Source organism: Pseudomonas donghuensis, from assembly GCF_000696345.2.
In the GTDB taxonomy this organism is placed as follows: Bacteria; Pseudomonadota; Gammaproteobacteria; order Pseudomonadales; family Pseudomonadaceae; genus Aquipseudomonas; species Aquipseudomonas donghuensis.
Window position 1 is genome coordinate 1232826 of record NZ_CP071706.1, and the last position, 14517, is coordinate 1247342.

General features: G+C 63.3%; 12 protein-coding genes. 2 read left to right on the forward strand and 10 right to left on the reverse strand.

The window, feature by feature from the left end; translation table 11 throughout:
* Positions 1 to 48: 48 nt before the first annotated feature.
* Positions 49 to 1542 (reverse strand): leucyl aminopeptidase, encoded by a 1494-nt coding sequence (locus tag BV82_RS05670; RefSeq protein ID WP_036993964.1) that lies wholly within the window; start codon positions 1540 to 1542, stop codon positions 49 to 51.
* A gap of 286 nt (positions 1543 to 1828) precedes the next feature.
* Here BV82_RS05670 and lptF point away from each other — a divergent pair, with 286 nt between their 5' ends.
* Both lptF and lptG read left to right on the forward strand, forming a co-directional pair.
* The gene (gene lptF, locus BV82_RS05675) at positions 1829 to 2944 is read left to right on the forward strand and encodes an LPS export ABC transporter permease LptF (protein WP_010220204.1); all 1116 of its coding nucleotides are present in this window, start codon (positions 1829 to 1831) and stop codon (positions 2942 to 2944) included.
* The gene (gene lptG, locus BV82_RS05680; RefSeq protein WP_010220201.1) at positions 2937 to 3998 is read left to right on the forward strand and encodes an LPS export ABC transporter permease LptG; all 1062 of its coding nucleotides are present in this window, start codon (positions 2937 to 2939) and stop codon (positions 3996 to 3998) included. The genes lptF and lptG overlap by 8 nt, the downstream gene beginning before the upstream one ends.
* A 51-nt stretch (positions 3999 to 4049) precedes the next feature.
* Here the strand turns inward: lptG and BV82_RS05685 are convergent, their stop codons facing one another.
* The 9 genes from BV82_RS05685 to arcC all read right to left on the reverse strand — a co-directional run bounded on the left by BV82_RS05685 (position 4050) and on the right by arcC (position 14427).
* Positions 4050 to 4538, reverse strand: coding sequence for an RDD family protein (locus BV82_RS05685; protein ID WP_010220200.1), 489 nt, complete (start codon positions 4536 to 4538; stop codon positions 4050 to 4052).
* A gap of 149 nt (positions 4539 to 4687) precedes the next feature.
* Entirely contained in the window at positions 4688 to 4900 is a 213-nt protein-coding gene (locus BV82_RS05690) for a cold-shock protein (RefSeq protein WP_010220199.1), read from the reverse strand.
* Positions 4901 to 5248: 348 nt separating this feature from the next.
* Complete coding sequence (gene gcvT, locus BV82_RS05695; RefSeq protein WP_010220198.1) at positions 5249 to 6373, reverse strand: glycine cleavage system aminomethyltransferase GcvT; 1125 nt, start codon at positions 6371 to 6373, stop codon at positions 5249 to 5251.
* A 28-nt stretch (positions 6374 to 6401) separates the two neighbouring features.
* Complete coding sequence (locus BV82_RS05700) at positions 6402 to 7778, reverse strand: L-serine ammonia-lyase (protein ID WP_036993965.1); 1377 nt, start codon at positions 7776 to 7778, stop codon at positions 6402 to 6404.
* 120 nt (positions 7779 to 7898) lie between these two features.
* Positions 7899 to 10754: an aminomethyl-transferring glycine dehydrogenase gene (gene gcvP / locus BV82_RS05705; RefSeq protein ID WP_010220196.1), complete on the reverse strand. Its 2856-nt coding sequence runs from the start codon at positions 10752 to 10754 to the stop codon at positions 7899 to 7901.
* Positions 10755 to 10763: 9 nt separating this feature from the next.
* Positions 10764 to 11147, reverse strand: coding sequence for a glycine cleavage system protein GcvH (gene gcvH, locus BV82_RS05710; protein WP_010220195.1), 384 nt, complete (start codon positions 11145 to 11147; stop codon positions 10764 to 10766).
* Between the two features lie 274 nt (positions 11148 to 11421).
* A complete protein-coding gene (locus BV82_RS05715) occupies positions 11422 to 12930 on the reverse strand; it encodes a sigma-54-dependent transcriptional regulator (protein WP_036993966.1) in 1509 nt (502 codons plus the stop codon).
* Between the two features lie 143 nt (positions 12931 to 13073).
* Positions 13074 to 13442, reverse strand: a complete 369-nt coding sequence (locus BV82_RS05720) for a DUF5064 family protein (protein WP_010220192.1) — start codon at positions 13440 to 13442, stop codon at positions 13074 to 13076.
* A gap of 55 nt (positions 13443 to 13497) precedes the next feature.
* Positions 13498 to 14427 (reverse strand): carbamate kinase, encoded by a 930-nt coding sequence (gene arcC, locus BV82_RS05725; RefSeq protein WP_010220191.1) that lies wholly within the window; start codon positions 14425 to 14427, stop codon positions 13498 to 13500.
* Positions 14428 to 14517: the final 90 nt, after the last annotated feature.

The window sequence follows — 14517 nt, forward strand, 5'->3', positions numbered from 1 at the left end:
CGGCCTGCCGGCCGGCTACGCCAGAAGGCGCTGGCGGCCAGCGTCATCTCAGGCGTTGGCGCGGTCGAGCAGGTACTGGGTCAGCAGCGGTACCGGACGGCCCGTGGCGCCCTTGTCCTTGCCGCCGCTGATCCAGGCGGTGCCGGCGATGTCCAGGTGGGCCCAGTCGTAGGCCTTGGTAAAGCGCGAGAGGAAGCAACCGGCGGTGATGGTGCCGGCTTTCGGCCCGCCGATGTTGGCGATGTCGGCGAACGGGCTGTCGAGCTGCTCCTGGTATTCATCGAACAGCGGCAACTGCCAGGCGCGATCGTCGGCGCGCTTGCCGGCATCGAGCAGTTGCCCGACCAGCGCGTCGTTGTTGCCCATCAGGCCGGACGTGTGGCTGCCCAGGGCGACGATGCAGGCGCCGGTCAGGGTGGCGATGTCGATCACCGCCTGCGGCTTGAAGCGCTCGGCGTAGGTCAGGGTATCGCACAGCACCAGGCGGCCTTCGGCGTCGGTGTTGAGAATCTCGACGGTCTGCCCGCTCATGGTCGTGACGATGTCGCCCGGACGGGTGGCACCGCCGCTTGGCATGTTCTCGGCGCAGGCCAGCAGGCACACCAGGTTGATCGGCAGTTGCAGTTCGAGCACGGCGCGCAGGGTGCCGAAGACGCTGGCGGCACCGCCCATGTCGAATTTCATTTCATCCATGCCGGCGCCGGGCTTGAGGCTGATGCCGCCGGTGTCGAAAGTGATGCCCTTGCCCACCAGCACGAAAGGCTTCTCGCTCTTTTTGCCGCCCTGGTAGTTGAGCACGATCAGCCGTGGTGGCTGGTCGCTGCCCTGGCCCACGGCGTAGAACGCGCCCATGCCCAGGTCCTTGATTTTCTTCTCATCCAGCACCTCGACCTTCAGGCCTTTGAATTCCTTGCCCAGGGCCTTGGCCTGTTCGGCCAGGTAGCTCGGGTGGCAGACGTTCGGTGGCAGGTTGCCCAGGTCGCGGGTGAAGCCCATGCCGTTGGCGATGGCGACAGCGTGCTTGACCGCGCGCTCGACGTCGCTGACGCCAGCCTTGGCGCTGAGCAGGGTGATTTTCTTCAGGGCGCGGGGGTCGGCCTTCTTGCTCTTGAACTGGTCGAAAACGTACTGGCCATCGAGCAGGGTTTCGGCCAGCAGGCGGGTCTTGCCATAAGAGGCCTCGCGGCCGGTGACGGCGACGTCGTCCAGGGCCAGCACCGCATCGCTGCCGTTCAGGCTCTTGAGCACCGCCAGAACGCTGGCGACCACTTTGCGCCAGTTGCGATCACCCAGTTCGGCATCCTTGCCGGTACCGACCAGCAGCACGCGCTCGGCCTTGAGGTTGGGCAGGCTGTGCAGCAGCAGGGTCTGGCCGACCTTGCCGGTCAGGTCGCCGCGCTTGAGCACACCGGCCAGGGCGCCGCCGGTAGCCTCGTCGATGGCCTTGGCGGTGGCGCCGAGTTTGCCGCCTTCAGCCACGGGCAGCACCAGCGTGGCGGTTTTCAAGGATGCAGCGGCTACGCTTTTTACAACCAGTTCCATGTCAGGTTCCCCGAATGATCTGTCAGTGCGCACACGGTATGCCGGCGCGCCAAGGCTCCTGGCCGCGTGGTCGCGTACCAGTGATAAAGCCCCCAGTTTGAGCCTGCTTCGCCCGCCCTGACAACCCCGAGATGAAGCATTGTGCGGCGCCAAGTGACAGGCACGGTCAATCACAGGATAATGCGCCAACTTTTACCCGGGTCCGCTCTGGCGAGCGGGCTACTATCTTGGCTGTTATGGATTCCTTGTTCGGCTGTCCGAGCCTGACAACCCAGGAGTGTCTGGTTTGATCGTCTTTCGTTATCTGTCCCGCGAGGTCCTGGTGACCTTGAGTGCCGTCAGCGCCGTGCTGCTGGTCATCATCATGAGTGGGCGCTTCATCAAATACCTGGCGCAGGCTGCCCAGGGCGTGCTCGATCCGAGCGTACTGTTCCTGATCATGGGGTATCGCCTGCCGGGCTTCCTGCAACTGATCCTGCCCCTGGGCCTGTTCCTCGGCATCCTCCTGGCCTATGGCCGGTTGTACCTGGAAAGCGAGATGACCGTGCTCTCGGCCACCGGCATGAGCCAGCAGCGCCTGCTGGGCATGACCATGGCCCCGGCTGCGCTGGTCGCTGTCCTGGTCGCCTGGCTGAGCCTGGGGCTGGCGCCTCAGGGCGTCACCCAGGTGGCGCAGATCATCAACCAGCAGGATGCCCTGACCGAGTTCGACACCCTGGTGCCGGGGCGCTTCCAGACCCTGCGCGATGGTTCGCGGGTGACCTACACCGAACAACTGTCGGAAGACCGCGCCAACCTTGCCGGCGTGTTCATCTCCGAGAAGCGCTTCAGCCAGGACAAGACCAAGGATCGTGGCCCGTCGGTACTGGTTGCCGAAAAAGGCCACCAGCAGGTCAACCCCGATGGCAACCGTTACCTGATCCTGGAAAACGGCTATCGCTATGACGGCAACCCTGGCCAGGCCGATTACCGGGCAATCAAGTACGACACTTACGGCGTGCTGTTGCCCAAGCCCGAGGTCAGTGAAGAAGTCACCGAGCGCGAAGCCATCCCGACCTCGCAACTGATCGGCAGCGACGGCTTGCGCGAGCGCGCCGAGCTGCAATGGCGTCTGTCGCTGCCGTTGCTGGTGTTCATCGTGACCCTGCTGGCAGTGCCGCTGTCGCGGGTCAACCCACGCCAGGGCCGTTTCCTCAAGCTGCTGCCGGCGATTCTTCTGTATATGGCGTACCTGACAATGCTGATTGCCGTGCGTGGCGCCCTGGAGAAAGGCAAACTGCCGATCGGCCTGGGCATCTGGTGGGTCCATGGCCTGTTCCTGCTGATCGGCCTGGGGCTGATGTACTGGGAGCCGCTGCGCCTCAAGCGCGCTGCTCGCCGTGCGGAGGTGGCCCATGGTTAAGCTCGATAGTTACATCGGCAAAAGCGTGCTGGTGGCCATTCTGGCCGTACTCGGGATCATTCTCGGCCTGGCCTCGCTGTTTGCCTTCATCGATGAAATGGGTGACGTCACCGATACCTATACGTTGATGGACGCTGGCAACTTCGTCTTGCTCACCGCGCCGCGGCGCCTCTACGACATGCTGCCGATGGCCGCGCTGATCGGCTGCCTGATCGGCCTGGGCAGCCTGGCCAGCAGCAGCGAACTGACCATCATGCGCGCCGCGGGCGTGTCCATTGGCCGGATCGTCTGGGCGGTAATGAAACCGATGCTGGTGCTGATGCTGGCCGGTATCCTGATTGGCGAGTACCTGGCCCCGGTCACCGAGAACAAGGCCCAGGCCGAGCGTTCCCTGGCCCAGGGCGGTGGTGAGGCGCAGAGCTCCAAGCGCGGTATGTGGCACCGTCAGGGTGACGAGTTCGTGCACATCAACTCGGTGCAGCCCAACGGCTTGCTGTACGGCGTGACCCGCTACCGTTTCGACAACGAGCGGCACATGCAGACCTCAAGCTTTGCCCGCCGCGCCCAGTACAAGGACGATCACTGGCTGCTCAGCGACGTCACCACCACGTATTTCCGTGGAGACCACACCGAAGTGGTCAAAACCCCTGAAGAGCGCTGGGACGTATCCGTCACTCCGCAACTGCTCAATACCGTGGTCGTAGCGCCAGAGTCGCTGTCGATTACCGGGCTCTGGGACTACATCCACTACCTGTCCGACCAGGGCCTGAACAACGCCCGTTACTGGCTGGCGTTCTGGACCAAGGTGCTGCAGCCGATGGTCACCGCCGCGCTGGTGCTGATGGCCATCTCCTTCATCTTCGGCCCACTGCGTTCGGTTACCCTCGGCCAGCGGGTATTTACCGGGGTGCTGGTGGGCTTTGTGTTCCGTATCGCCCAGGACTTGCTCGGGCCTTCGAGCCAGGTGTTCGGCTTCCCGCCGTTGCTGGCGGTGGTGCTGCCGGCGGCAATCTGTGCGGTGGCGGGGTTGTGGTTGTTGCGGCGCGCTGGATAGGCCGCGGCAGACAAGAAAAAGCCGACCCTTGGGTCGGCTTTTTTCTGCCTGCTATTTCTTGCGCTTGGGGATCCGCACCAGCTGGGTATCGGAATAGATGTCGTGCCAGCTGCGCTTGCGCTTGTCGAACAGGGCCCAGATAAACCCCAGGCCCAGGCACAGCCAGGAGGCGATGGCGACGACGAAACGCAGCAGGGCCTGCCACAGGCTGATGGCACTGCCATCGGCGTTCTGTACACGAATACCCCACACTTGCATCCCCAGGGTCTGGCCGCCGTGGGTCCAGAACTTGGCGAAGAAGCCGAACAGGGCGAACAGCAGGATGGTCGACAGCAGCGGATCGCCATCCAGCGCGCCAGCCTCGGTCAGCTCGCGCATGCGCGCCTCGCCGATAATGGCCATCTGGATCATCTTGTAGGCGCCGGCAGTGACGATCAGCAGCGCGGTGCACAGCAGAAAATCGTAGAACATGGCGGCCAGGCGGCGGCCCAGGTCGACCGGGGGGAAATCACCCTGGGGCTGCAACAACTGCTTGGGCATACATGGCCCTCCTTGGGCAAAACCGCCATTCTACGAAATTGCGCGCACAATGCGTTGCCCTGCGACACGGTTTACGCATCAGGCCGCACTCAGCGAGCGCGCACAAAAAAGCCCCTGCTGTTGCCAGCAGGGGCTTTTCTATCGGGAAATCAGGCTTCCGCGATAACTTCGTCAGCCTGCATGCCTTTCTGGCCCTGCACGGCGATGAAGGTGACTTTCTGGCCTTCTTTCAGGCTCTTGAAGCCGTTGCCCTGAATAGCGCGGAAGTGTACGAACAGATCCGGACCGCTTTCTGGAGTGATGAAACCAAAACCTTTCTCGTCGTTAAACCACTTGACGGTACCGCTCTGACGTTGGGACATTGTCTTATTTCCTTTGAAACTTAGAATTAGTAACAGCTTCTTCCAAATGAAAGAGTACTGGGCTGGGTTGCAGGAAAGTAAGAGACGTCGAACGGGTGTAGCAAACATCAGAGCTACTGCCCAGGTCACGAACCATAGCGACCCATGCAAACACAGTGCACAGACAATACGCTAACTTTGAAGACAAAAACAAGCCCTGCAGACCGCTGCGGCTGTGCCTTTTAGCGGCCGTTCGGTCGATTGCTTCCGGCTCATTCCAAGCGGTGTTGCAAGGCTTTTCGAAAGTTATAAACCACGTTCGGATTCGAAAATCCGAACGCGTCATGACACCCAGTTTCAAGTAACGATTCAGCCGCGATAGTAACGCTGGGCAACAAACGGCATCTTGCTGACTTTCATCGCTACGCGCTTGCCGCGAACAATGGCCCACAGCGGAGTTTCCAGGGCGATATGGGCCGCATCCAGGTAGCCCATGGCCACCGGCGCATTCAATGACGGACCAAAGCCGCCACTGCAGACGCTACCGATTACCGTGCCCGCTTCATCGACGATTTCAGCACCTTCACGGACCGGGGTGCGTTCCTGCGGCAGCAGGCCCACGCGTTTACGGGCAACGCCGCTTTGCTGCTGGGCGAAGATCGCCTCGGCACCGGGGAAACCACCGGCACGTTCGCCATCGGCCCGGCGCACCTTGGAAATGGCCCAGAGCAGGCTGGCTTCGATTGGCGTGGTCTGGCTGTTCATGTCGTGGCCGTACAGGCACAGGCCGGCTTCCAGGCGCAGCGAATCGCGTGCGCCCAGGCCAATGGCGGCGACCTCCGCTTCGGCCAGCAGGCGGCGGGCCAGTGCTTCGGCGTTTTCGGCCGGCACGGAAATCTCGAAACCGTCTTCACCGGTGTAGCCCGAACGGCTGACGAAGCAGTCGCTGCCCAGCAGTTGTACCGGCTGGAACTGCATGAAGGTCATTTTTGCCACTTCTGGCGCCAGGCGTTCCAGCACCTTGACCGCTGCCGGGCCCTGCAGGGCCAGCAGGGCGCGCTCTTCAAACAGAGGCTGGATCTGGCACTGGTCGCCGATGTGCTTGCGCAGGTGCGCCAGGTCCTGCTCCTTGCAGGCGGCGTTGACCACCAGGAACAGTTCGTTGTTGCCCAGGTTGGCAACCATCAGGTCGTCGAGGATGCCGCCGTGTTCGTTGGTGAACATGGCATAGCGCTGCATGCCCACTGGCAGGTCGATGATGTCGACCGGCACCAGGCTCTCCAGGGCCTTGGCGGCACCGGCGCCGCTCAGGCGGATCTGGCCCATGTGCGAAACGTCGAACAGGCCGGCCTGTTCACGGCTGTGCAGGTGTTCTTTCATCACCCCCAACGGGTACTGAACCGGCATGTCGTAACCGGCGAAAGGCACCATGCGGGCGCCCAGTTCCAGGTGCAGGGCGTGCAGCGGGGTCTTGAGCAGTGTTTCGGTGGACATTGATGACTCCTTGGGGCTTGAGAGGGTGTCAGCATTCGATGATGTTGACGGCCAGACCGCCGCGGGCGGTCTCCTTGTATTTGCTTTTCATGTCGGCGCCGGTCTGGCGCATGGTGCGGATGACTTTGTCCAGCGAGACGAAGTGCTGCCCGTCACCGCGCAGGGCCATGCGCACCGCATTGATCGCCTTGACCGAGCCCATGGCGTTGCGTTCGATGCAGGGCACCTGGACCAAGCCGCCGATCGGGTCGCAGGTCAGGCCCAGGTTGTGTTCCATACCGATCTCGGCGGCGTTCTCGACCTGCTGCACACTGCCGCCCATGACTTCGCAGAGGGCGCCGGCGGCCATCGAGCAGGCGACGCCGACCTCGCCCTGGCAACCGACTTCGGCACCGGAGATCGAGGCGTTCTCTTTATAGAGGATGCCGATGGCGGCGGCCGTGAGCAGAAAGCGCACCACGCCGTCGTCGTTGGCGCCCGGGATAAAGCGCATGTAGTAGTGCAGCACTGCCGGGACGATACCGGCGGCGCCATTGGTCGGCGCGGTGACCACGCGTCCGCCAAAGGCGTTTTCTTCATTGACGGCCAGGGCATACAGGTTGACCCAGTCGAGCACCGACAGCGCGTCGCGCAGGCTCGCCTCCGGGTTGCTGCACAGCTGGCGGTACAGCGCTGCGGCCCGGCGCTTGACCTTGAGCCCGCCGGGCAGGATGCCTTCGTTGCGGCAACCGGCGGACACGCAGTCCTGCATCACTTGCCAGATGTGCAGCAGGCCGCTGCGGGTTTCGCTTTCCGGGCGCCAGGCCGCCTCGTTGGCGAGCATGATCTGGCTGATCGACAGGTTCTGTGCGGTGCAATGGCCGAGCAGCTCTTTGGCGGTCTTGAACGGGTAGGGCAGCACGGTGCTGTCTTCGACGATGCGATCGGCGCCGGCTGCGTCCTCATCGACTACAAAGCCACCGCCCACCGAGTAGTATTCGCGGCTTCGAATCTGCAAACCGGCGGCGTCGAAGGCACGGAAGATCATGCCGTTGGGGTGAAAGGCCAGGGGTTTGCGGATCATCGCCAGGTGCTGTTTTTCGACGAAGTCGATCGCGTGCTCGCCGAGCAGCGTGAGCCGGCCGCTGCTGCGGATGGCCTGCAGGCGGGCGGGAATGCTTTCGGTATCGACCGTGTCCGGATGCTCGCCTTCCAGGCCAAGCAGCACGGCCTTGTCGCTGCCGTGGCCCTTGCCGGTGGCGCCGAGCGAGCCGTAGAGCTCGACCTTGACGCACGCCGTGACGGCCAGCAGGTCGTCGCGGCGCAGGCCTTCGGCAAAGCGCGCGGCGGCGCGCATCGGGCCAACGGTATGGGAGCTGGAGGGGCCGATGCCGATCTTGAACAGGTCGAAGACGCTTAGTGACATGGTCGTACCCTCATTGTTGGGGAGAAGCATCGCCGGCAAGGCCGGCTCCCACAGGGTTCTTTGGTATTTCCAGAACCTGTGGGAGCTGGCTTTGTCAGCGATTAGGCCATCAGGCCGGACTCAGACGTCCTGATAGCTCTCGATCGACGGGCAGGCGCAGACCAGGTTGCGGTCGCCGAAGACGTTGTCGACCCGGCCAACCGGTGGCCAGTACTTGCCTTCCACCAGCGACGCCAGCGGATACACCGCCTGCTCGCGGCTGTACGGGTGGCTCCATTCACCGGCGATTTCCGCGGCGGTGTGCGGGGCGTTCTTCAGCGGGTTGTCGTCCTTGTCCAGGCTACCGCTTTCCACCGCGCGAATCTCTTCGCGGATGCGGATCATCGCCTCGCAGAAGCGGTCCAGTTCTTCTTTAGACTCGCTTTCGGTCGGTTCGATCATCAGCGTGCCGGCCACCGGGAAGGACATGGTCGGGGCATGGAAGCCGAAGTCGATCAGGCGCTTGGCGACGTCATCGACGCTGATCCCGCTGCTGTCCTTGAGGGGGCGCAAATCGAGGATGCACTCGTGCGCCACCAGGCCGTTGCTGCCGGTGTACAACACAGGATAGTGCTCTTCCAGGCGGCGGGCGATGTAGTTGGCGTTGAGGATGGCCATCTGCGAAGCGCGCTTGAGCCCGGCACCTCCCATCATACGAATGTACATCCAGGTGATCGGCAGGATACTGGCGCTGCCGAACGGTGCGGCGCAGACCGCGCCCTGCTTGTTGTCCATGTGCGCATGGCCGGGCAGGAACGGCGCCAGGTGCGATTTGACGCCGATCGGGCCGACGCCCGGGCCGCCACCGCCGTGAGGGATGCAGAAGGTCTTGTGCAGGTTCAGGTGCGAAACGTCGCCACCGAACTTGCCCGGTGCGCAGAGGCCGACCATGGCGTTCATGTTGGCGCCGTCGATGTACACCTGGCCGCCGTTGTCGTGGATGATTGCGCAGATCTCGCCGATGGCTTCTTCGAACACGCCGTGGGTCGAGGGGTAGGTGATCATCAGCGCAGCGAGGTGTTCGCGGTGCTCGATGGCCTTGGCGCGCAGGTCGTCGATGTCGACGTTGCCACGGGCGTCACAGGCGGTGACCACCACGCGCATACCGGCCATGTGCGCGGTAGCCGGGTTGGTGCCGTGGGCTGAGGAGGGGATCAGGCAGATGTCGCGGCGCGCTTCGCCACGGCTCTGGTGGTAGGCGCGGATCGCCAGCAGGCCTGCGTACTCGCCCTGGGAACCGGCGTTGGGCTGCAGCGACACGGCGTCATAGCCGGTGGCGGCGCAGAGCATGGCTTCCAGTTCGCTGGTCAGTTGCTGGTAGCCCTGGCTCTGCTCGGCCGGTGCGAACGGGTGCAGGTTGCCGAACTCGGCCCAGGTCACCGGAATCATTTCGCTGGCAGCGTTGAGCTTCATGGTGCACGAGCCCAGCGCAATCATGGTGCGGTCCAGGGCCAGGTCCTTGTCGGCCAGGCGGCGCAGGTAGCGCATCAGCTCGGTTTCGCTGTGGTAGCGGTTGAACACCGGGTGCTCGAGAATCGCCGACTGGCGCAGCAGGGCTGCAGGCAATTGCACCTGAGCGCGGGCCGCGAGGGCGGCGAAGTCTGGCGTGGCCTTAGCATCGGCGAACAGCTGCCACAGCGCTTCGACGTCGGCCTGGGTGCTGGTTTCATCCAGCGACAGGCCCAGGCGCTGGGCGTCGATTTGGCGCAGGTTCAGGCGCTGGGCACGAGCCTGGTCATGGAGGGCGGCGGTGGCGCTGCCGGTGGCCAGGGTCAGGGTGTCGAAGAAGTGCTCGACTTCGACCTTCACGCCCAACTGCTGCAGGCCGGCCTTGAGGATCGCGGTCAGTGCGTGGGTGCGTTCGGCGATCTGCTTCAGGCCCTGCGGGCCGTGGTACACGGCGTACATGCTGGCGATGTTGGCCAGCAGCACCTGGGCGGTGCAGATGTTGCTGGTGGCCTTCTCGCGGCGGATATGCTGCTCACGGGTCTGCATGGCCAGGCGCAGGGCGGTCTTGCCGAAGCGGTCGATCGACACGCCGACCAGACGGCCCGGCATGTCGCGCTTGAACGCGTCGCGGGTCGAGAAGTACGCCGCATGCGGGCCACCGAAGCCCAGTGGTACACCAAAGCGCTGGGCGCTGCCGATGGCCACGTCGGCGCCGAATTCGCCCGGTGGGGTCAGCAGAGTCAGGGCCAGCAGGTCGGCAGCCACGGCGACCAGGGCATTGGCTGCGTGCAAGCGCTCGACCAGCTCCCGGTAATCGAACACTTCACCGTTGCTGGCCGGGTATTGCAGCAGGGCGCCAAAGAAGGCGCTGACATCGCTCAATTCACGCTCATCACCCACCACTACCTCGATACCCAGTGGTTCGGCACGGGTGCGCAGTACGTCGAGGGTCTGCGGGTGGCAATGCACGGAAGCGAAGAAGGCGTGGCTGCCCTTGTTCTTGCTCAGGCGCTTGCAGAAGGTCATGGCTTCGGCGGCGGCGGTGGCTTCGTCGAGCAAGGATGCGTTGGCGATCGGCAGCCCGGTGAGGTCGCTGATCAGGGTCTGGAAATTCAGCAGCGCTTCCAGGCGGCCCTGGGAAATCTCTGGCTGGTACGGGGTGTAGGCGGTGTACCAGGCCGGGTTTTCCAGCAGGTTGCGCAGGATCGGTGCCGGGGTGTGGCAGTTGTAGTAACCCTGGCCGATGAAGCTCTTGAACAACTGGTTGTTGCCGGCGATGGCCTTGAGCGAGGCCAGGGCGTCGGCTTCGCTTTGCCCTGCGCCCAGCTCAAGGACGCTGGTGCCCTTGATGCTGTCAGGAATGACCGCAGCGCTCATGGCCTCCAGCGAGTCGAAACCGAGGGTGGCGAGCATGTGCTGCTCATCGCGCTGGCGTGGGCCGATGTGGCGGGCGATGAATTCGTTGGCAGTGCCGAGGTTGATGGTCATGGCGGTTCCTCAGGCGTCAGCGTTGGCTTTGATCAGGCGGTCGTAGGCGTCCTGGTCGAGCAGTTGCGCGACGGCACCGGCGTCGGCCGGGATGAAACGGAAGAACCAGCCTTCACCCAGCGGGTCTTCGTTGACCAGCTCGGGGTTGCCTTCGAGCTGGTCATTGACCGCTACCACTTCGCCGGTCAGGGGCATGTACACGCCGCTGGCGGCCTTGACCGATTCGACGGTCGAGGCTTCGGCACCTTGCTCGTAGCGTTGCAGCTCCGGCAGTTGCACGTAGACCACATCGCCCAGGGCGTTCTGGGCGAAGGCGGTAATCCCGACGGTGACGCTGCCGTCCGCTTCGCTACGCAGCCATTCGTGATCTTCGGTAAAACGCAACTCGCTCATGGAAACTCCTCAAGGGCCGCAGGGGACGGCTGTGGGCGTGGCTCAAATGAGCCCAGGGATGAGTAATGCCATAGCAATATTGCGGCCATCTATTAAATATCGTTATAAAACAATAAGTTATGTATTTGTAAGGGCGAGCGTTTCGGTTGGCTGTAGCGAAATCGCTACACCAGAAGGCGGGAAAAAAAGCGCAAGTGGATCAGAACCTTGCACTGCGGCCCTGAAACTGTGATGTATTGATATCGTTACGGTGTAGTGATTTCGATACGGGTGCTCAGGGCTTTGCCGGAATGCCGTATTTGCGCAGGCGATGGGCAATGGCGGTGTGCGAGGTTTGCAGGCGGCTGGCCAACTGGCGGGTTGAGGGGTAACTGATATAGAGCTTGGTCAGCAGGTTGCGTTCGAAGTCATCCACTGCCTGTTCCAGGCTATCGACTTCAGCGTCATGCCCGCGGGCCACCGAGGTGCCGGCGATGTCCAGGTCGCCGATGTCCACCAGGCTGCTTTCACTGATGGCCGCGGCACGGAAGATCACGTTCTGCAACTGGCGCACGTTGCCCGGCCAGCGGTTACCCAGCAGCGCAGGGTAAGTGGCCGGGGCCAGGCGGCACAGCGGGCGCTGGATCTGGGTGCAGGCCTGTTGCATGAAGTAGCGCGCCAGCAGGAGGATGTCCTGGCCGCGCTCGCGCAGTGGCGGCACCTGCAGGTTGAGTACGTTCAGGCGGTAGAACAGGTCTTCGCGAAAGGTGCCTTCGGCGACCATCTTTTCCAGGTCGCGGTGGGTGGCGCTGAGGATCCGTACGTTGACCTTCACTTCACGGTCGCCGCCGACCCGGCGAAAGCTGCCATCGTTGAGAAAACGCAGCAGCTTGGCTTGCAGGTACGGCGACATTTCGCCGATCTCGTCGAGAAACACCGTGCCCTGGTTGGCCAGCTCCATCAGCCCCGGCTTGCCGCCCCGTTGTGCGCCGGTAAAGGCGCCGGGGACGTAGCCGAACAGCTCGCTTTCGGCCAGGTTCTCCGGCAGCGCCGCGCAGTTGAGCGCCAGGAAGGGCGCGTTATGACGGCTGCTGATGGCGTGGCAGGCGCGCGCCACCAGCTCTTTGCCGGTTCCGGTTTCGCCGTGAATCAGCAGCGGCGCATCCAGGGCTGCGACGCGCAGGGCGCGGGCCTTGAGGGTGCGGATCGGCGGCGAATCACCCAGCAGCGCATCGAAACCTTCGGCGTGATCATGGTGCAGCGCCGACAACCGTTCACCGATGCGGTTGGGCTGGTACAGGGTCAGCAGGGCGCCGGCGTTGGTGATCGGCGTGGCATCGAGCAGCAGGGTCTGGCCGTTGAGGGTCACTTCGCGCAAGGGCAGATGAAAGCCCTGTTCGATCAAGGCGTCGAGCAAACCGGGGTCGCCAAACAGGTCGGCCACCGAACGGTCGGACGGTTCCTGCCCGCACAGTGCCACCAACGCCGGGTTGGCCAGCAACACGTGGCCGGCGCTGTCGAGGGCCAGCACCGGGTCGCTCATCGCCGCCAGCAAGGCATCGAGCTGCAGGTGGCGACGCTGGCCGGGGAGGATGTCGACCACTTGTACGGTTTGCACGCCGTGCACGTTGAACAGCGCGTCGTGCAGCTCTTCGAGCACGTGGGGGCTGAGGGTCGGGGCGTCGATGTAGACGTTCGGCGGCACCATCTCCACAGCGTCCAGGTTGAGGTTGCGGGCGCCGAGCAGGGCCAGCACTTCCTGGGTGATGCCGACGCGGTCGATGAAACTGACGTGGATGCGCATGGGGGGAGGGGTTCAAGGCTGCCGAAGGCACCAAGTATGCCTTGCGACCGCTTTGCGGTCGAATCGCCGGCAAGCCAGCTCCCACAGGATCGGCGCATGCATTTCCCTGTGGGAGCTGGCTTGCCAGCGATGAGGCCCGAAGGTTATTCCAGATGTTCTGGCTTGACCGAGTCGCCAGACTTCATATTCAGCTGAGTCCGAATATCTTCGAACATCAGGTCATAGATCTTGTGTGGCGACCCGAGGCTCTCGAACTTCTTCGGCGCTGGCAGGTAGCTCTGGGCCTTGCGTGTGGTAAGGCTGAGAAAACTGGGGAGGACCTGATCTTTGGCCAGGAAGAATTTTTCGTCCACCGGCTTGCCTTCGATGTTGCCATGCATGTGGAACTGAATGCCTCGACCTTCCCTGGGGTCCTGCGCCACTTCGTAATTGATGTTCAGGTCGTAGCTGTGATCATTCTGGTTCAGTGCGGTGCGCTCGATATGGACGTGACCAGGTTGAAACTGGGCCATGGTGCAATCCTCCGGAAGGTTGAAAATGGCGGGCCCTCAAGCCCGCCCACTGCATTCAACGGTAGCTGATTCCAGGCTTCGAGGTGCTCACCCGGGTACCGGCGGTCCCCTTGACGATATCCTCGATGTCAGCCAGCGAACCGATGACCGCCACTTTGCCGGTATGGCGGGCGAAGTCGCAAGCGGCCTGGACTTTCGGGCCCATGGAGCCGGCGGCGAAACCGAGGCGTTCGAGCTCGTCCGGATGCGCCTGGGCAATGGCCTTCTGGCTCGGCTTGCCGTAGTCGATGAATGCGGCATTGACGTCGGTGGCGATCACCAGCAGGTCGGCTTCGAGCTGTTCGGCCAGCAGCGCCGAGCACAGGTCCTTGTCGATTACCGCTTCGATGCCCTTGAGCTTGCGCTCGGCGTCATACATGGTCGGAATGCCGCCGCCGCCCGCGCAGATGACGATGCTGCTCTTTTCCAGCAGCCATTTGATCGGGCGAATCTCGAAGATGCGCTTGGGTTTGGGGCTGGCCACCACTCGGCGGTATTTATCGCCGTCGGCCTTGACCACCCAGCCTTTCTCCTTGGCCAGACGCTCGGCGTCTTCCTTGCTGTAGACCGGGCCGATGAACTTGGTCGGGTCCTTGAAGGCCGGGTCGTTGGCGTCCACTTCCACCTGGGTCAGGAGGGTGGCGAACGGCACTTCGAAGTCCAGCAGGTTACCCAACTCCTGTTCGATGATGTAACCGATCATGCCTTCGGTTTCAGCGCCGAGCACGTCCAATGGGTAGGCTTCGTCCGGCTTGTAGGATTGCGCCTGCAACGACAGCAGACCGACTTGCGGGCCGTTGCCGTGGGCGATGACCAGCTCGTTGCCCGGGTGGATCTTGGCGATCTGCTCGGCGGCGATGCGGATATTGGCGCGCTGATTGTCTGCAGTCATGGGTTCGCCACGGCGCAGCAGGGCGTTGCCGCCCAATGCAACAACGATACGCATGATGATGTCCTTCTAGGAAAGGGAGATGCCACCCTGTAGGAGCGGGCTTGCCCCGCGATGGCGGTGCATCTGCTGCACCGCGGTGACGCT